Below are 17,409 nucleotides of genomic sequence, written 5' to 3' on the forward strand. Positions count from 1 at the left end.
AGTATTCACAGTGTCCCGATTCATAGCCTTTTTTGTCGCGTTCATCGCTTTTTCCGCCCAGGCCGACGTGCGTGTGCTCACCAGTATCAAGCCCTTGCAGCAGATCGCCGCAGCGGTTCAGGACGGCATCGGTGATCCCGAAGTACTGCTGCCCCCCGGCGCGTCGCCGCACAACTATGCGCTGCGCCCCTCTGACGTGCGCAAGGTCGCCGATGCCGACCTGCTGTACTGGATCGGACCGGACATGGAGAGCTTCCTGCCGCGTGTGCTGGGCAATCGCAGCAAGCCCACCGTGGCCGCGCAATCCCTGCCGGGGATGAAGTTGCGCCGCTTCGGCGAGGACAGCCATTCCCATGCGCAGGACCATGACGACCACGATCATGATCACCGTCCGGGCTCGCTGGATGCGCACCTGTGGCTGTCCTCGGTCAATGCCCGGGTGATCGCGGCGAAGATGGCGGCCGATCTGGCGCAGGTCGATCCGGCCAACGCGGCGCGTTACCAGGCCAACCAGCAGGCGTTCGTGCAACGGCTGGATGCGCTCGACCAGCGCCTGAAAACCCAGGTGGCGGGCATCGCCGGCAAGCCGTACTTCGTGTTCCATGAGGCGTTCGATTACTTCGAGGCCGAGTATGGCCTGCGCCATGCCGGGGTCTTCAGCGTGGCCGCCGAGGTGCAGCCGGGCGCTCAGCATGTGGCGGCGATGCGCAAGCGCTTGCAGGAAGTGGGGCCGACCTGCGTATTCAGCGAGCCCCCCCTGCGGCCGCGCCTGGCCGAAACCCTGGTGGCCGGGCTGCCGGTCACCCTGGCCGAGCTCGATGCACTGGGCGGTACCGACCCGGTCGACGGCCAGGGCTACGAGCGGCTGCTGGAGAAGCTAGGCACGGACCTCACCGGGTGCCTGGCGAAGCTGCCGGACGCCGCTGCGGCGCGCTAGGCTTTTCAGGCAGAGCCTAGTGTGGTGTATCACAAGTAAACGCTATAAATGCCGGCGCTTTTCATGCTCATGCGGCGTTGCCGCTCCTCGCCGTAGCTGGGCTACGACTCGTCGCGGCGCCTTGCCTGAGCATGAAAATCACTCGGCCTTTATCAGCGTTACTTGTGAAACACCACACTAGGGCCAGCAGCGGCTTGCCGGTTCAGAGAGCGAATGGCAGCTTCAGCGCGACCTGTCCACGCCTGGCCAGGCGCACCTCGAACTCGCGCGGGTCGTGGATGGTGACATCCATGCCGGCGAAGTCGCGCGCGGCGATCAGCCGCGACAGCCAGAACCGCACGCAACCGACACGCAGCATCACCGGCCACAGTTCGGCTTCGGCCGCAGTGAAGGGGCGCAGCGCGGCGTACGCGCCCAGCAGGGCCTGGGCGTGTGGCAGGTCGATACCGCCCTGTGCGTCCAGGCACCAGTCGTTGAGGGTGATGGCGATGTCGTACAGCATCGGACCGGAACAGGCATTGTAGAAGTCGATCAGGCCGCTCAGGTGCGTGCCTTCGAACATCACGTTGTCGCGGAACAGGTCGGCGTGCAGATTGGCCCTGGGCAGCGCCAGGATCTGCGCCTTGCAGCGAGCGATCTCATCCAGGGCCGAGCGCAGCAGCTGCGCCTGTTCGGCGCTCAGGCTCGGCAGCAGCGCTTCCCCCGCCTCGAGCATCCACTCCAGGCCTCGGTCGGTGCGCCGCTCGATGATGCGCTCGCGGGTGGCCAGGTGGATGTGCGCCAGCAGCTCGCCGACCTGGGCGCAGTGCTGGGCGTTGGGCGCCTTGACGTGTTTGCCCGAAAGCCTTGGTTGCAGCAGCGCCGGCTTGCCGCACAGCTGGCGCAGACCCTGGCCGTCGCGGTCGCGTATCGCATAGGGCACCGGCATGTCGGCTTCGTGCAGCACGTCGAGCAGTTCGACGAAGAACGGCAGGTCGGCGGCCGGCCCGCGTTCGATGAGCGTCAGGACGAACTCGCCCTTTTCCAGGCTGACGAAGAAGTTGCTGTTTTCGGTGCCCGCGGCGATGCCTTGGAAATCGAGCAAGCGACCCAGCTCGTACGGCGCCAGAAAAGTTTCCAGCTCGGGCCGGGACACGGGGGTGAAGACTGACATGTTGGAAAGCTGCCCATGCGGGCACTTTCAGCCGAAAGTGCCGGATTGATAAGTAAAGGTACGCGCCGCTACCCTACCACTCGAAGATCTTCCAGGACGGAATCAGCATGTCCGGCTGGTCGGATCGAATGAAGTTGCCGTCGGAGCCGTCGGCGCGTACCAGGAAATAAGGCTTGCCGTGTTTCGGCGTGACCTTGATCGCGTACAGGAAGCCGTTCTGGCGGTATTCCTGGATGGTGCGATCGCCTTCCGTGCGAATGGTCACATCGGGATCGGCCGATGGAGCGTCTTCCGCCGCCAGCGCCAGGGCCGGGGTGAAGGCCAGCAGGCTGAGCAGTAACAGGCGAATGGGTGTGCGCATGATAACCTAAGTCCTTTTGTCGTCACTGATCCGGCTATTCTAGCGCCGGACCCGTCGAAAAGGTTGATTCCTCTCATGAGCCAAGCGCCCCTCGTCCTGGTGGACGGTTCGTCCTACCTCTACCGCGCCTTTCACGCGCTGCCGCCGCTGACCACGTCCAAAGGCCTGCCCACCGGCGCGGTCAAGGGGGTGCTGAACATGCTCAAGAGCCTGCGTCGGCAGTACCCCGACGCCCTGTTCGCGGTGGTCTTCGACGCCAAGGGCGGAACCTTCCGCGACGCGATGTTCGCCGAATACAAGGCCAATCGCCCGAGCATGCCCGACGACCTGCGGGTGCAGGTCGAGCCGCTGCACGCCAGCGTCAAGGCGCTGGGCTATCCACTGCTGTGCGTGGAAGGGGTCGAGGCCGACGACGTGATCGGCACCCTGGCCCGCAGCAGTGCGTCCGCTGGCCGGCCGGTGATCATCTCCACCGGCGACAAGGACATGGCGCAGCTGGTGGACGGCCATATCACCCTGGTCAACACCATGACCGGCACGGTGCTGGACGTGGCAGGCGTGCACGAGAAGTTTGGCGTGGGTCCGGAGCACATCATCGATTTTCTCGCGCTGATGGGCGACAAGGTCGACAACATTCCTGGCGTTCCCGGCGTGGGCGAGAAAACCGCCGTGGGCCTGCTGACCGGCATCGGTGGTGGCTTGCGCGAGCTCTACGAGAACCTCGACAAGGTGCCGGGCCTGGCCATTCGCGGTGCCAAGGGCCTGCCGGCCAAGCTCGAGGAGCACCGCGACGCGGCGTTCCTGTCCTACGAGCTGGCCACCATCAAGATCGACGTACCGCTGGACATCGAGGTCGACGCGCTGGTGTGCGGCGAGCCCGACCGCGAGGCGCTGCTGGCGCTGTACAGCGAAATGGAGTTCAAGGGCTGGATCGCCGAGGTCCAGCGCGAGGCGGCGCGCGAAGGTACTGCGATCGCCCCAGTGCAAGAGCCTGCCGCCCCAGTCGAGGCCAGCTACGAAACGATTCTCGACCCGGGGCGTTTCGAGGCCTGGCTGGAGAAGCTGCGCCAGGCGCCGCTGTTCGCTTTCGACACCGAGACCACCGGCCTGGATGCCCAGCGCGCGCAGCTGGTGGGGTTGTCGTTCGCGGTCGAGCCCCATGAAGCGGCCTACGTGCCCCTGGCCCACGATTACGAAGGCGCGCCGCAGCAGCTGGATCGCGAGGCGGTGCTGCTGGCGCTCAAGCCGCTGCTCGAAGACCCGGCCAAGGCCAAGGTCGGGCAGAACGCCAAGTACGACATCAACATCCTGGCCAACGCCAGCCCGTCGATCGAGGTGCGTGGCGTGGCCTACGACACCCTGCTCGAATCCTACGTGTTCGACTCGACCGCCACTCGCCACGACATGGACAGCCTGGCGCAGAAGTACCTGAACCACAGCACCATCGCCTTCGAGGACATCGCCGGGCGTGGTGCCAAGCAGCTGACCTTCAATCAGATCCACCTGGACAAGGCCGGCCCCTACGCTGCCGAGGACGCCGACATCACCCTGCGCTTGCACCATGCGTTGCAGAAGCGCCTGGCCACCACGCCGAGCGTGCAGCCGGTGCTGATGGACATCGAGATGCCGCTGGTGCCGGTGCTGGCGCGCATCGAGCGCCAGGGGGCGCTGGTCGATGCCGCGTTGCTCAAGGTGCAGAGCGGCGAGCTGGGGGTGAAGCTGGCCGAGCTGGAACGCAAGGCGTTCGAACTGGCCGGCGAAGAGTTCAACCTCGGTTCGCCCAAGCAGCTGGGGAGCATCCTGTACGACAAGCTGGGCATGCCGGTGCTGAGCAAGACCGCCAAGGGCCAGGCGTCCACCGCCGAGGCGGTGCTCGCCGACCTGGCCGCCGAAGGCTACCCGCTGCCCACGGTGCTGATGGAATACCGCTCCCTGAGCAAGCTCAAGAGCACCTATACCGACAAGCTGCCCGAGCAGATCAACCCGCGCACCGGGCGCATCCACACCTCCTACCAGCAGGCCGTGGCGGCTACCGGCCGGCTGTCCTCCAGCGATCCGAACCTGCAGAACATCCCGGTGCGCACCCCCGAAGGCCGGCGCATCCGCCAGGCCTTCATCGCCAGCCCCGGCTACCGCCTGCTGGCCGCGGACTACTCGCAGATCGAGCTGCGCATCATGGCCCACCTGGCCAAGGACGAAAGCCTGCTGCATGCGTTTCGCAACGACCTGGACGTGCACCGTGCCACGGCCGCCGAGGTGTTCGGGGTGGCGCTGGAGGCGGTCACCCATGACCAGCGGCGCAGCGCCAAGGCCATCAACTTCGGGCTGATCTACGGGATGAGCGCCTTCGGCCTGGCCAAGCAGATCGGTGTCGACCGCAAGCAGTCCCAGGATTACATCGACCGCTACTTCACCCAGTACCCCGGCGTGCTGGCATACATGGAGCGCACCCGTACCCAGGCGGCCGAGCAAGGTTTCGTCGAGACCCTGTTCGGCCGTCGCCTGTACCTGCCGGACATCAATGCCAAGAATCCCGCCCTGCGTCGCGGCGCCGAGCGGACGGCGATCAACGCGCCGATGCAGGGCACGGCGGCCGATATCATCAAGCGGGCGATGGTCAACGTGAATCAGTGGCTCGACGACAGCGGCCTGGATGCGCGGGTGATCCTGCAGGTGCACGATGAACTGGTCCTGGAGGTGCGCGAGGACCTGGTCGAGCAGGTCAGCGCCGAGATTCGCCCGCACATGAGCCGTGCCGCCGAACTGGACGTGCCGCTGCTGGTGGAAGTGGGCGTCGGATCGAACTGGGACGAGGCGCACTGAGGCCAGTGCCTGCCGGCTGCGATCTAAGGTCGCAGCGGTGCAGGCGCGAAGATGAAACCTTGGCGATTAGTTTGCCGCGCTCAGGAACTTAATCGGTGAAGGTCGCTCAGAGTACCTGAATGGCTGGTGAAGCCTTTCGATGCTCCTATGTTGTGTTAAGTGTTGGCAGATAACCGGATCCCGCCCTGGCGGTCCGGACTTGAACCCCGAACTTCCCCCTCCCCATATGAAGTCCGGGGTTTTTTTTGCCTGTCGTTCGCCGCCGGGCGCACGACGGCGCCCTTCTCGCCTCAAGCCGCAGGCTTGTCCTCCAGCTCCATCCAGTCGGCCAGCACCCGGTATGCCTCTTCCAGCCCCTGGCGCTTGGGCGCCGAGAACAGCTGGATGGACGCCGCATCGCCCCACCCCTTGCGAATCTCGGACTGCACCTTGAGCAGGGTGTTCTTGCCCGCGCCGTGGGTGAGCTTGTCGGCCTTGGTCAGGAGGATGTGCATGGGCATGCCGCTGGCCTGGGCCCAGTCGAGCATCATCTTGTCGAAGTCGGTCATCGGATGGCGCACGTCCATCAGCAGGATCACCCCGCGCAGGCACTCGCGGCCACCAAGGTAGGCCTCCAGGTGCTTCTGCCAGTGCTGCTTGAGCGGAATCGGCACCTTGGCGTAGCCATAGCCGGGCAGGTCGACCAGGCGGCGGTCGTCGTCCAGGCTGAAGAAGTTCAGCAGCTGGGTGCGCCCTGGCGTCTTGGACGTGCGCGCCAGGCTGGCATGGGTCAGCGTGTTGAGGGCGCTGGATTTACCGGCGTTGGAGCGGCCGGCGAACGCCACCTCGTAGCCCAGGTCTTGCGGGCATTGTTCGACCTTGGCGGCGCTGAGGGCGAATTTGGCCTTCTGGCAGAGGCCGAGGATGGGGTTTTTGACGTGCATGGGGTATCCGAAGTGGGTTTTGCCTGATCCAGGCCAGATTTCCGTTTACGGGGTGCAAGTATATAATGCCCCAGTTTTTGTGTGCTCATTCCCCCTGAAGGGGAACGGGCAGGGGGTGTCGAACATCAGCTTGCGCATCAGAACGCAGCGCGGCCCCCAACCCTGTCAGGTCGTTGCGCATGGCGAGACGGCTGCTGGCGAACGCGAGGTTGCAGCGCTTTTCAGCGCACAGGCTACACAGGATTCCCAGGCGTTGCACAGCCGCTGCCGCGCGGCTGTCCAGGGAGCCAGATTCCGGGCGCGTTATGACCGGGCCGATGACGCACTTCGCTCAGGGTTTCAAGGCTATGCCGTCGCGTGGATTGTGCATGGACTGCGGTACCGAGGACTACCGATCGGTCATCCTTTGGATGAATGGCAGTCCCGATACATAACATTTCACCCTTAGCCGTGTTGGATTAGCTGATGAACAAACTTGTCGTGAGTCTGCTGTTGACCATGGGCATCGCAGGAGCGGCCGGTGCCGCTGGCCCGATCAAGGGCGATGCCGCCGCAGGCCAGGCGAAGACTGCGGTCTGCGGTGCCTGCCACAACCCCGACGGCAACAGCCTGGCGCCGAACTTCCCGAAACTGGCCGGCCAGGGCCAGCGCTACCTGGAAAAGCAACTGCACGATATCCAGTCCGGCAAACGCCCGGTGCTGGAAATGACCGGCATGCTGGCAGGGCTCGATGACCAGGACCTGGCCGACATCGCCGCCTACTTCGCCAGCCAGACCGCCAGCGTGGGGGCTGCCGACCCGAAGCTGGTAGAGCGCGGCCGCGCCCTGTTCAACGGCGGCGACCTGGACAAGGGCATGCCGGCCTGCACCGGCTGTCACTCGCCCAATGGCCAGGGCATCGCCCTGGCGGGCTTCCCGCACCTGGGCGGCCAGCATGCCCAGTACACGTCCAAGCAACTGAACGACTTCCGCGAGGGCAATCGCAGCAACGATGGCGACGCCATGATCATGCGCACCATCGCCGGCAAGCTGAGCAACAAGGATATCGAGGCACTGGCCAGTTATATCCAGGGCCTGCATTGAGCCTGTGTTAACGCTCGGTTAATCCCGCAGGCCCGAACATGCTGGCGCTGGATGTGGACTGTTCACGCAGACGCGTAGGTGCGTGAACGGGTTTGCGTGCGAAGGGCTGAACCGCGGTCCCTGCCAGGCCTCGCGCACAAACCCCCTATATTTTCCGCTTCCAGTCGTTACACTACAGAACTCGATCCCGCCGCTGCCTGTCTGAGCACAGGTCGCGTCGGGGCGACCCCAGATCGCTCAGGAGTAAAGCATGCGTAAACTGATTCTCAGCACCGCGCTGGTCGCTGCCAGCGTTTTCGGTATGGCCGCAGTCCAGGCTGCCGAACCTGCCACGGCAGGCAAGGAATATATCGAGCTGAGCAACCCGGTACCGGTTTCCGAGCCCGGCAAGATCGAGGTCGTCGAGCTGTTCTGGTATGGCTGCCCGCACTGCTATCACTTCGAACCGACCCTCAACCCCTGGGTCGAGAAATTGCCGAAGGACGTCCACTTCAAGCGCATTCCGGCCATGTTCGGCGGCCCCTGGGATGCTCACGGCCAGATGTTCCTGACCCTCGAAGCCATGGGCGTGGAGCCCAAGGTGCACGCTGCGGTGTTCGATGCCATCCAGAACCAGCGCAAGCGCCTGACCGATCCCGAGGACATGGCCGAGTTCCTCGCCACCCAGGGCGTGGACAAGGACAAGTTCCTGGCTACCTTCAACTCCTTCGCGATCAAGGGCCAGGTCAACCAGGCCAAGGAACTGGCGAAGAAATACGAGATCACCGGTGTGCCAAGCATGGTGATCGACGGCAAGTACCGCTTCGACCTGGGCACCGCCGGCGGGCCGGAAGGGGTGCTGAACGTCGCCGACCAGCTGATCGCCAAGGAGCGCGCCGCCAAGTAGGCGGCGTAGCCATGGCCCGTTTGCGTCAAACGCGAAGCGTCGGCCTGCACCAGCCGCGGGTCAACGAGCATCATCTGCAGGCCCCCGGCCTGCCGGAAGATGGTCGCCTGCGGCTGTTGAGCTTCAACATCCAGGTCGGCATCAGCACCGAGCGCTACCGTCATTACCTGACGCGCAGTTGGCAGCACCTGCTGCCGCACAACGGGCGGGCCGGCAACCTGCAGAAGATCGGCGAACTGCTCGGCGACTTCGACCTGGTGGCCCTGCAGGAAGCCGATGGCGGCAGCCTGCGCTCGGGCTACATCAATCAGGTCGAGCACCTGGCTCAGCTGGGCGCATTTCCCTACTGGTACCAGCAGCTCAATCGCAACCTCGGCCGGTTCGCCCAGCACAGCAACGGCGTGCTCAGCCGCCTGCGGCCTCATCAGCTGGAAGACCACCCGCTGCCTGGCCCGGCCGGTCGCGGGGCGATCCTGGTGCGCTTCGGCGAAGGCGAGGACGCGCTGATCGTGGTCATGATGCACCTGGCCCTGGGGGCCAAGACCCGCGCGCTGCAACTGGCCTACATCCGCGAGCTGATCGGCGGCTACCGTCATCAGGTGCTGATGGGCGACATGAACACCCATGCCAACGATCTGCTCGAGCGCTCGCCTTTGCGCGATCTGGGCCTCATCGCCCCGCAGGTCGAGGCGACCTTTCCCAGCTGGCGCCCGCAACGCTGCCTGGACCACATTCTGCTGAGCCCCAGCCTGACCCTGGAACGGGTTCAGGTGCTGTCCCAGCCCATCTCAGATCACCTGCCGGTGGCGGTGGAGATCCGATTGCCGGACGCCCTCACCCTGGATACCCTGCCGGCGGTGCGCTGAAGCGCTCAAGACTTCGCGTTCCACGCCGACATTCAGTAGTTACCTCCCCCTGCTGCCATCACCGTTGCGGATCCAGGCATGACCGACGAAGCCGAGCGCTGGAAAGAAAAATACCTGAAGAGCCTGGAGCAGCAGGAGAAGCTCGAGCGTCGCTGGGAAGCGCGGCTCGATCTGCTGCGGCGCGGCCTCGTGCGCAGCACGCTGGCGGCCGAGGGCAGCGACAAGGTGGTGGACCAGTGCATGAAGGAAATGCGCGAGGTGATCCGCGGCGACAGCATGGACGCCGGCCTGGCGGGGCTCATTCCGCGCCTGGAAACGGCGGTGCTGGAGTCCGAGCAGCGCCGTGAGACCCGCATGAACCAGGTCAGTGACGCGCTGACCTCGCTGGTCGCCCAGTTGCAGGCGCTGGAGTTGCCTGGTGAGGTTTCGCGGCCGCTGAAGAAGCTGGCCAAGCGGCTCGACGGCGGCGTCAGCCAGTCTCGTGAGCTGCCACCGCTGCTCGGCGAACTCAGTGGGTTGCAGGAGCAGGCGCTGTCGTCTCTGCGCAAATCCGGCGAAGACCACCGCCCCAATCTGTTCCAGCGGCTGTTCGGTGCCCGTGACGACAGCCCCCCGGCACCGGTTGAAGAGTCGCCGGAGCGCGAGGAGCAGGCCGTCGTGGAGCCCCCGCCGCCGCCCTCGCCTGCTTCCCCGCCCCCGGTAGCGGATGAAGCTGTGGTCGACGAGCCACAGCCGCCGTCCCAAGCCCCGGCCGTCCCGCCGGCGGTGGTGCCGGTCGGCGCCGAAGCGCTGCCTCAGGTGCAGCCGTCGCCCGTGGCGGCGCCGCCAGCCGATGTGGATGCCGAGCCCTCTGCTGCGCTCGCCGTCCAGGCCTCGGCCGAGATGTCGGAAGGCTCGTCGAGCGATGTGCCCGCTGCGCTGCCAGACCCCGCACCTGAACCGGTCGAGGCCGTCGAACAGGCTGTGCCCGATGACTCCGCGCAGGCACCCGAGACGGATGAACCACCGGCCGGCGAGCCTGCGCCCGAATCGGCCGAGCCCCCGGAGGGCGACTTCGCCCTGCCTACTGGGGGGGAGCCTCCTTACAGTCAAGTCGCCGAGCACATCGAGCAGACCCTGATCGGCCTGCTGGACGAACTGAGCCTGCCGGAGCGGCACCAGGCCCAGGCGCTGGACATGCGCCTGCGCGTCAGCCGAGGGTTGAACTGGTACGAACTGATCCCCGTGCTGGACGACCTGGCCGTGCTGATGCTGGCGATCAACGACAGCGGCCAGCACGAATTCGAAGCCTACCTGCAGCAGATCAACACGCGGCTGGCGAACTTCCAGAGCCATCTTCAGGAGGCCAGCGCAGGTCACGCCGACAACAGCGATGCCGCGCGTCAGCTCGATGACCGGTTGCGCGAACAGGTCGATGGCCTGCAGTCCAGCGTGCAGGGTGCGGTGGACCTGGAAAGCCTCAAGCACGTGCTGGATAACCGCCTGGAAGGCTTGCTGGGCACTCTGGATCAGCACCGGCTCGAGCGTGATCGCCGCGAGCAGGCGCTGGCCGCGCGGCTTCAGGGCCTGGCCGAGCGCGTCTCGAGCATGGAGCAGGAGGCGCAGGGCTACCGCGAGCATCTCGAGGAGCAGCGGCAGAAAGCCTTGCTCGACCCCCTCACTGGGCTGCCCAACCGCGCGGCCTGGGCCGAACAGGTAGACCGCGAGGTCGGCCGTTGGCAAACCGAAGGCGGGCATCTGGCGATGGCCATTCTCGACCTGGATCACTTCAAGCGCATCAACGACGGCTACGGCCACCTGGCGGGCGACAAGGTGTTGAAGATCGTCGCTGATCAGCTGCGCAAGCGCCTGCGCGGGCGCGACTTCATCGCGCGCTTCGGTGGCGAGGAGTTCGTCCTGCTGCTGCCGGATACGCCGCCCGCCCAGGCGGTCCGGCTGGTCGACGACCTGCGTGCCGCGGTGCAGGCCTGCCCATTTCACTTCAAGGGCGAGCGCGTGGTGATCACCACGTCCATCGGCGTCGCCGCCCTGCGCTCCGGCGAGCGTGGCGAGCAGGCGCTCAAGCGTGCCGACGAAGCGTTGTATCGGGCCAAGGACCAGGGCCGCAATCGCGTCGAGCACAGTGATTCCGGGCACAGGTGATAGCAGGTTACCGCAGGCGCCTGCGGCGCAAGCCAGAGACTGCGGGGTGTCGCCGAAGGGTCGGCGGCCGCAGATCGACCTGAAGCAGGAGCACGCGATGAAATTGACCCAATGCAGCATTGCACTCGTGGCCGGACTGGCCGTTCAAGCGGGCGCGATGGCCAGTGAAACGATCCACACGGCGCACATCGGCGAAGACGGCACGCTGTTGCGTCAATCGGGCGAATGGATCCGTGAGGTGAAGAAGACCCCGCTGGACAACTACTACACCGAATACAAGTTGATGCTGGCCGCCGGTGCCTTCGACAAGGACCCCAGCTTCTGCTCGGTGTCGCCCATCGATGCCAGCAGCGCTGACCGGCAAATGCACGGTCAAGCGAAGGTGATCGGTATACCGACCCTGGCCAAGGTCGATGTCATGACCCAGCTGGTGGACATGCAAGGCCCCAGTGGCGACAACTCGTTGGCATTTCTGCTGATGTGCGTCCACTGAGTCGACGTCGCAATCCTGGCAGGCACGTTATACTGTAGCGATTCACTCGACACATGACGTGCTTCCCTCCAATGAAAACCTTCGCTTGCGCCCTGCTCCTGCTGTTGCTTGCCGGCTGTTCCAGCGGCCTGCGCATTGACCGTAGCCATCCTTCGGCCAACCAGGACAGCCGCGCCCAATTCGTTATCCTGCATTACACCAACGCGTCCCTCGAGCGCTCGCTGGCGCTGCTGACCCATGGCGAGGTCAGCAGCCACTACCTGGTGGGAGACGGCAACGCCACGGTCTATCAGCTGGTGGACGAAAGTCGCCGAGCCTGGCACGCCGGCGAGAGCCAATGGCAGGGCCGGACCTGGCTGAACTCCAGCTCAATCGGCATCGAGATCGTCAACCCCGGTTACACCGATACTCCTTCCGGACGTGTCTGGCACCCCTACAGCGAAGCGCAGATCGAAGCGGTGATCGCCCTGGTCAAGGATATCGTCAAGCGCAATGGTATCTCGCCGCGCAACGTCATCGGCCATAGCGACATCGCGCCCCTGCGCAAGCTGGACCCGGGGCCGATGTTCCCCTGGAAGCGTCTGGCCGAGGCAGGGCTCGGGGTGTGGCCCAATGCAACGGCGGTGGCCAGGCAGCAAGTGTATTTCGACACCAATCCACCGTCCGCAGCGTGGTATCAGCAGCAACTGGCGCGCTTCGGCTACGCCGTCGAGCAGACCGGCGAGTTCGACCAGACCACGCGGCACGTGCTGGCAGCTTTCCAGATGCACTTCCGGGCGCAGCGCTTCGATGGCATGCCGGACGCGCAGACGGCGGCCCTGTTGCAGGTGCTCAACACCCAGCGCTGACCGGCTACCGTCCAGACGGCGCGCCAAGTCGTCATCCAGTTGCTATACCTTGACTATTCAATTGGATGCCGCACATGCCATCGCTCATTTCTCGGCTGCGTCAAATTCTCCACAGTGCCTGGCTGCCTGCGGTCGCAGTCACGCTGATCAGTGCTTGCGTACTGCTGGCTGTCAGCTGCGAGGTGGCGGTGCAGCGTGCCCGCGCACACGAAAGCGCGCAGATGAACGCCCGTGGCCAGCGCTTCCTGGAACGTCTGGAGCAAGTCTTCGGGCAGTTGCGCGAAGGCGTCGATCATCTGCAGGCCGTGCGCGAACGAACCTGCGACCCAGCGATGCTCGCGGCGCTGCGCGAGGTCGGGCTGAGTTATCGATTCGTCTATGAGGCTGCCTTCGTGGACCACGCATCGGCGTGTTCCAGTCGCGGTGGCCGCGAGGTGCTGCGCCCTGGCCGCGACCCGGACATCCACGGGCCGGTGTACAGCTACTGGCTCAACACCACCGCCGAGCCCAACGACAACCTGGCCGCGCTGGTGCTGGGTCGGGGTTCGTTTCTGGTGTCCACCTCACGCGGCCACCTCAGCGACGCCGTGGACCTGCCTGCCGGGGGCAGCCTGTTGGTGGTGCTCGACGGCGGTCGGCGCGCCATTCCCGTGCTCGGCCCGTCCCACCCCTGGCCGCCGGCACCCGACTGGCCACCCGCCTCGGAGCGGGCGCTGCTCGAATTCAGCGACCGTCTCGTCTACCGCATGCCCACGCAGTACCGGGACTATCAGTTGATGCTCATCGCACCCAGGCGCAGCCTGGCATTGCCTGGCAATACGCTGCTGTGGGCAATGATCGGCGCCAGCCTGTTCCTGGCCTCGGCGCTTGGCGCTGCGAGCCTGCGTCTGACCCGGTACCGGCGGTCGCTGGGTTTCAAGCTGCGCAAGGCACTGCATCGCGGCGAATTGCAGGTGTTGTATCAGCCGATCTTCACACTGCTGGAGCGCCGCTGTGTCGGGGCCGAAGCGCTGGTGCGCTGGCGCCGGGGCGATGGCAGCCTGACCAGCCCGGAGCTGTTCATCCCGCTGGCCGAAGACACCGGCCAGATCCGCCAGATCACCGATTTCGTGCTGCAGCGGGTGCTTCAGCAACTGGCCCCACTGCTGCGGGCTCACCCTCGGCTGTACGTGTCCATCAACCTTGCCGCCTGCGATGTCACACAGCCTCGGATCGGCGGCGTTGCCGCGCGGCTGCTGGCCCTGCACCGCCTTCCCGCCCGGCAGATCGCCTTCGAAGTGACCGAGCGCAGCCTGGTCGACGTGGATGCCGCGCGCGAAACGCTGCAGGCCTTGCGCGCGGCCGGGCACCAGATACTGATCGACGATTTCGGCACGGGCTATTCGAGCTTGTCGTATCTGCAGACACTGCCTGTCGATGGCCTGAAGATCGACAAGGCCTTCATCGAGGTCCTGGATCGGCAGGCCATCGACAACGCCATTGCCCCGCACATCATCCGCATGGCGCACGACCTGCATCTTCAGGTCATCGCCGAGGGCATCGAGTCGCAGGAACAGGCGATGCTGCTGGCCAGGGAGGGCGTGAATCATGGACAGGGCTGGCTGTTCGCCCATCCGCTGAGCGCGCAGGCGTTCGGCGAGCTCATCGAGCGCGGGGCGAAGGTGCCCGGCCGCTGACGCCTGTGCCCAGCAAGCGGCGACACGCCGAGGGCTGTTCAGGCTCGGCAAGCGTGCCGTGAGTCGCCGGCGGGCTTCAGACCGGCAGCGCCATGTAGAACTGCGTGCCCTGCCCGGGCCGGGAAAACACGCCCATGCGCCCACCATGCAGTTGCACGATTTCCTTGCACAGGGCCAGGCCCAGGCCGGCGCCACCCTTCTTGCGCCCCACCTGGACGAAAGGCTCGAAAATACGTCCTTGCTGGCCGTAGGCGATGCCCTCGCCGTCGTCCTCGACGCTGACGATGACACGCTCGGCATGACGTCGCGCATGCAGGCGAATATGGCCGCCGCTGGCGGTATGACGAATGGCGTTGTGCAAGAGGTTGTCCAGCACTCGATCCAGCTGCGCGATATCGGCCTGAATACGCGGCAAGGGCTGGTCCAGCTCGCTGACCAGTTCGATGTGCTTGTGCGCCGCCGATTCGGCGAAGCGGGCCAGGGCGCGTTCGAGCAGTTCGTCGATCGCACAGGGCGCCAGTTCCAGCTTCTGCAGGCCGCTCTGGTAACGGGAGAAATTGAGCAGGTCGTTGATCAACTGGGTCAGGCGCTGCATTTCCTCGCCGATGGTGTCGAGCAGGTCGTTCTCGCGGGCCTCGGGCGGGAACGAGATGCGCTCGCGCAGCAGGCCGAAGGCCATGTGCATGCCCGTCACGGGGGTACGCAGCTCGTGCGAGGCGCGCAGTACGAATTCGCTGCGTACCCGCTCGAAGGCGCGCTGCTCGGTGACGTCGTGCAGCACCATCACCGCCCCGAGGATCGGCCCCTGGGGGTGGCTGACCGGCGTGAGGCTGAAGGTCAGCAAGCGCGTCTCGTCATCGACCTCCAGGCTCAGGTCCTCGGGCGCGCGGTCCAGGCTGCCGCCGCGCAGCACCTGGCGCACCTGCTGCTCGAGCTCGGGGCGGTTGAGCGCTTCGGCCAGGCTGCTGCCGACCCGCGAAGCGTCCCAGCCCAGCTGGCGCTGCGCCACGGGATTGAGGTGTTCCAGGCAGCCTTGGCGGTCGATGATCACCAGGCCGTCGTCGATGCTGTCCAGGACCGCCTGGAGCCGCTGCTGCCCGGCCAGCAGCTCGTCGACGTTGGTGGCCTGGTGCTTGCGCAGCGCATCGGCCATGAGCCCGAAGCGGCGGGTCAGCAGGCTCAGCTCCGTGGCCTGGGTGATCGGCAGGGTGACCTCGAAGTTACCCTGGCCCACTTGGTCGGCGGCCTTGGCCAGCGCTTCGATCGGCTGGCCGAAACGGCGTGCCAGGGTGTGGGCGGTGATGAAGCCCAGCACTACCACGGCCAGCCCCATCAGGCCCAGCACACCGCTGACCAGCAAGGCGCTGTCGCGGGTGTGCTGCTCGCTTCGGGCGATCTGGTCCAGCGCCTGCCTGTGCGAGTCGATCAGGTCGGTACGGACCTGATTGAAGGCAGCACCCAGCGGTTCGTCCACGCCCAGGCTGCGCCAGGGCTCTGGGCTGTCGCGATAGGCCTGGAGAAAGGCTGGATAATGGCTTTGCGCCCTGCTGAAGCCGGTGCGCTCGCCGCCCTGTTCCAGACCGGTTTCAAGCAGGGCGGCAAAGGTGTCCTGCAGGCCCTTCAGGCGATGGGCATCGGTCTGTGGGTCGAGCATCAGGGTGAGTTGCTCGCCCAGGTTCTGCCGCAGTTTCAGACCGATCTCAAGGCTCTGGTTGGTTTCGCGGACCATTTCCTGTTGCACCGAAGCCATCTGCAATACGCTGATGAGCCCCAGCAACAAGCCGAGCAAGGCCACCGTGACCAGTGCCGACAGGCTTAGAAACAGCCGCGTGCGCAGCTTCATGTGCCACTTCACAGGTTGTACTGCTTGCGTTTGCGGTACAGCGTGGAGGCGTCGATGCCCAGGGTCTTGGCTGCCTGGTCGAGTGTGTCGCTGCCGGCCAGCACCGCTCCGATATGAGCCCGCTCCAGTTCGTCCAGGCTCAGCGCCGCCCCGACTCGCGGGGCGTTGCCGGCAGGTTGCTCGCCCATGCCCAGGTGGGTGATCTCGACCCGTTCCTGCGGACAGATGATGCTGGCGCGCTCGATCACGTTGCGCAGTTCGCGGATGTTGCCGGGCCAACGGTAGTTGAGCAATGCCGAGCGGGCTTCATCGCTGAAGCCGCGCGCCGGTCGCGAGTACTCCTTGACGAAGCGCGCCAGGAAACGGTCGGCGAGGGTGAGGATGTCCTCGCTGCGCTCGCGCAGGGGCGGCAGATGCAAGGTGATGACGTTCAAACGATACAGCAGGTCCTCACGGAAGCGGCTCTCGCGCACCATCTCTTCGAGGTTGAGGTTGGTGGCCGCGAGGATTCGCACGTCGGCGCGACGGGTGACCGGATCGCCGACCCGCTCGTATTCCTTGTCCTGAATGAAGCGCAGCAACTTGGGCTGCAGAGTCAGCGGGAAGTCGCCGATCTCGTCGAGGAACAGCGTGCCGCCATCGGCCTGGTTGACGCGGCCCAAGGTGCTCTCGCTGGCGCCGGTGAACGCGCCACGGGTGTGACCGAACAGCTCGCTTTCCATGAGCTCGGCGTTGAGCGATGGGCAGTTGATGGTCACGCAGGCCTTGCGTGCACGCTTGCTCCAGCCATGGATGGCGCGGGCCAGCTCGCCCTTGCCGGTGCCCGACTCACCGAGAATGAGAATGTTGGCATCGGTGGTGGCCACCTGCCGAGCGGTTTCCAGCACGGCCATCATCTGCGGGCTGTGCGAATCGAGGCCGTCCTTGGGCTTGCGCACCTCGCCTTCGAGGGCCTCCAGACGTGCCGAAAGCTGACGTACTTCCAGTTGCTTGGCAGTGGCCAGGCGCAGTTGGTCCGGGCTGCAGGGCTTGACCAGGTAGTCGGCGGCGCCGGCCTGGATGGCGTCCACGGCGGTGTCGATGGCCGAATGGGCAGTCACGATGACCACGCGCATCCACGGCGCCTGGACGCGCATCTGCGCCAGCACGTCCAGACCATTGTCTTCTCCCAGGCGCAGGTCGAGGAAGCACAGATCGAACACCTGGCGCTGGAGCAGTGTCTCTGCCTGAGCAGCGCTGTTGGCAGTGGCGACGCTGTAACCCTCGTCCTCGAGGCAGTAACGGAAGGTACGCAGGATCGCGGACTCGTCATCAACCAGCAGAATGCGGCCTTGATTATCCTGGGTTGATTCCATTTTTCCTGCGCTCCTGTGGG

The 17,409-nt window shown here is 65.5% G+C and carries 14 protein-coding genes and 1 pseudogene; 10 read left to right on the top strand and 5 right to left on the bottom strand.

Annotated features, from left to right (window positions below; all coding sequences use genetic code 11):
• Positions 1-10 precede the first annotated feature (10 nt).
• Entirely contained in the window at positions 11-937 is a 927-nt protein-coding gene (locus IAE34_RS03805; RefSeq protein ID WP_200137522.1) for a zinc ABC transporter substrate-binding protein, read from the top strand.
• A gap of 202 nt (positions 938-1,139) precedes the next feature.
• Here IAE34_RS03805 and IAE34_RS03810 read toward each other — a convergent pair whose 3' ends face one another.
• Together IAE34_RS03810 and IAE34_RS03815 are read right to left on the bottom strand one after the other, a co-directional pair.
• Positions 1,140-2,090: a homoserine kinase gene (locus IAE34_RS03810; protein WP_200137523.1), complete on the bottom strand. Its 951-nt coding sequence runs from the start codon at positions 2,088-2,090 to the stop codon at positions 1,140-1,142.
• 73 nt (positions 2,091-2,163) lie between these two features.
• A complete protein-coding gene (locus tag IAE34_RS03815; RefSeq protein ID WP_200137524.1) occupies positions 2,164-2,451 on the bottom strand; it encodes a DUF2782 domain-containing protein in 288 nt (95 codons plus the stop codon).
• Positions 2,452-2,526: 75 nt separating this feature from the next.
• Here IAE34_RS03815 and polA point away from each other — a divergent pair, with 75 nt between their 5' ends.
• Positions 2,527-5,274, top strand: coding sequence for a DNA polymerase I (gene polA, locus IAE34_RS03820; protein WP_200137525.1), 2,748 nt, complete (start codon positions 2,527-2,529; stop codon positions 5,272-5,274).
• A gap of 290 nt (positions 5,275-5,564) precedes the next feature.
• On the opposite strand, the gene yihA is transcribed toward polA, so the two are convergent.
• Positions 5,565-6,197, bottom strand: coding sequence for a ribosome biogenesis GTP-binding protein YihA/YsxC (gene yihA, locus IAE34_RS03825; RefSeq protein ID WP_200137526.1), 633 nt, complete (start codon positions 6,195-6,197; stop codon positions 5,565-5,567).
• A 323-nt stretch (positions 6,198-6,520) separates the two neighbouring features.
• Here yihA and IAE34_RS24650 point away from each other — a divergent pair.
• The 8 genes and pseudogenes from IAE34_RS24650 to IAE34_RS03860 form a co-directional block, all read left to right on the top strand.
• Positions 6,521-6,631 (top strand): annotated as a pseudogene (locus tag IAE34_RS24650) (cytochrome C); the annotation flags it as partial.
• 31 nt (positions 6,632-6,662) lie between these two features.
• Positions 6,663-7,280, top strand: coding sequence for a c-type cytochrome (locus IAE34_RS03830; protein ID WP_200137527.1), 618 nt, complete (start codon positions 6,663-6,665; stop codon positions 7,278-7,280).
• A gap of 250 nt (positions 7,281-7,530) precedes the next feature.
• Positions 7,531-8,166 (top strand): thiol:disulfide interchange protein DsbA, encoded by a 636-nt coding sequence (gene dsbA, locus IAE34_RS03835; protein WP_200137528.1) that lies wholly within the window; start codon positions 7,531-7,533, stop codon positions 8,164-8,166.
• An 11-nt stretch (positions 8,167-8,177) separates the two neighbouring features.
• Positions 8,178-9,032, top strand: a complete 855-nt coding sequence (locus IAE34_RS03840; RefSeq protein ID WP_200137529.1) for an endonuclease/exonuclease/phosphatase family protein — start codon at positions 8,178-8,180, stop codon at positions 9,030-9,032.
• Between the two features lie 78 nt (positions 9,033-9,110).
• Positions 9,111-11,174, top strand: coding sequence for a GGDEF domain-containing protein (locus IAE34_RS03845; protein ID WP_200137530.1), 2,064 nt, complete (start codon positions 9,111-9,113; stop codon positions 11,172-11,174).
• A 97-nt stretch (positions 11,175-11,271) separates the two neighbouring features.
• Positions 11,272-11,667, top strand: a complete 396-nt coding sequence (locus tag IAE34_RS03850) for a hypothetical protein (RefSeq protein ID WP_200137531.1) — start codon at positions 11,272-11,274, stop codon at positions 11,665-11,667.
• A 71-nt stretch (positions 11,668-11,738) separates the two neighbouring features.
• The gene (locus IAE34_RS03855) at positions 11,739-12,515 is read left to right on the top strand and encodes an N-acetylmuramoyl-L-alanine amidase (RefSeq protein ID WP_200137532.1); all 777 of its coding nucleotides are present in this window, start codon (positions 11,739-11,741) and stop codon (positions 12,513-12,515) included.
• Positions 12,516-12,589: 74 nt separating this feature from the next.
• Complete coding sequence (locus IAE34_RS03860) at positions 12,590-14,191, top strand: EAL domain-containing protein (RefSeq protein WP_200137533.1); 1,602 nt, start codon at positions 12,590-12,592, stop codon at positions 14,189-14,191.
• Positions 14,192-14,267: 76 nt separating this feature from the next.
• On the opposite strand, the gene IAE34_RS03865 is transcribed toward IAE34_RS03860, so the two are convergent.
• Together IAE34_RS03865 and algB are read right to left on the bottom strand one after the other, a co-directional pair.
• The gene (locus tag IAE34_RS03865) at positions 14,268-16,046 is read right to left on the bottom strand and encodes a KinB sensor domain-containing domain (RefSeq protein WP_200137534.1); all 1,779 of its coding nucleotides are present in this window, start codon (positions 16,044-16,046) and stop codon (positions 14,268-14,270) included.
• A complete protein-coding gene (gene algB / locus IAE34_RS03870; RefSeq protein WP_200137535.1) occupies positions 16,043-17,389 on the bottom strand; it encodes a sigma-54-dependent response regulator transcription factor AlgB in 1,347 nt (448 codons plus the stop codon). The genes IAE34_RS03865 and algB overlap by 4 nt, the downstream gene beginning before the upstream one ends.
• Between the last annotated feature and the right edge of the window lie 20 nt (positions 17,390-17,409).

The sequence above is a fragment of the Pseudomonas sp. S30 genome (assembly GCF_016518545.1).
Taxonomy (GTDB): domain Bacteria; phylum Pseudomonadota; class Gammaproteobacteria; order Pseudomonadales; family Pseudomonadaceae; genus Aquipseudomonas.

Bases quoted from the DNA above. Each gene is read 5' to 3' on its own strand.
- IAE34_RS03850 (WP_200137531.1), top strand. From the start codon at position 11,272: ATGAAATTGACCCAATGCAGCATTGCACTCGTGGCCGGACTGGCCGTT.
- polA (WP_200137525.1), top strand. From the start codon at position 2,527: ATGAGCCAAGCGCCCCTCGTCCTGGTGGACGGTTCGTCCTACCTCTAC.
- IAE34_RS03860 (WP_200137533.1), top strand. From the start codon at position 12,590: ATGCCATCGCTCATTTCTCGGCTGCGTCAAATTCTCCACAGTGCCTGG.
- IAE34_RS03815 (WP_200137524.1), bottom strand. From the start codon at position 2,451: ATGCGCACACCCATTCGCCTGTTACTGCTCAGCCTGCTGGCCTTCACC.
- IAE34_RS03830 (WP_200137527.1), top strand. From the start codon at position 6,663: ATGAACAAACTTGTCGTGAGTCTGCTGTTGACCATGGGCATCGCAGGA.
- dsbA (WP_200137528.1), top strand. From the start codon at position 7,531: ATGCGTAAACTGATTCTCAGCACCGCGCTGGTCGCTGCCAGCGTTTTC.
- IAE34_RS03840 (WP_200137529.1), top strand. From the start codon at position 8,178: ATGGCCCGTTTGCGTCAAACGCGAAGCGTCGGCCTGCACCAGCCGCGG.
- IAE34_RS03845 (WP_200137530.1), top strand. From the start codon at position 9,111: ATGACCGACGAAGCCGAGCGCTGGAAAGAAAAATACCTGAAGAGCCTG.
- yihA (WP_200137526.1), bottom strand. From the start codon at position 6,197: ATGCACGTCAAAAACCCCATCCTCGGCCTCTGCCAGAAGGCCAAATTC.
- IAE34_RS03810 (WP_200137523.1), bottom strand. From the start codon at position 2,090: ATGTCAGTCTTCACCCCCGTGTCCCGGCCCGAGCTGGAAACTTTTCTG.
- IAE34_RS03855 (WP_200137532.1), top strand. From the start codon at position 11,739: ATGAAAACCTTCGCTTGCGCCCTGCTCCTGCTGTTGCTTGCCGGCTGT.
- algB (WP_200137535.1), bottom strand. From the start codon at position 17,389: ATGGAATCAACCCAGGATAATCAAGGCCGCATTCTGCTGGTTGATGAC.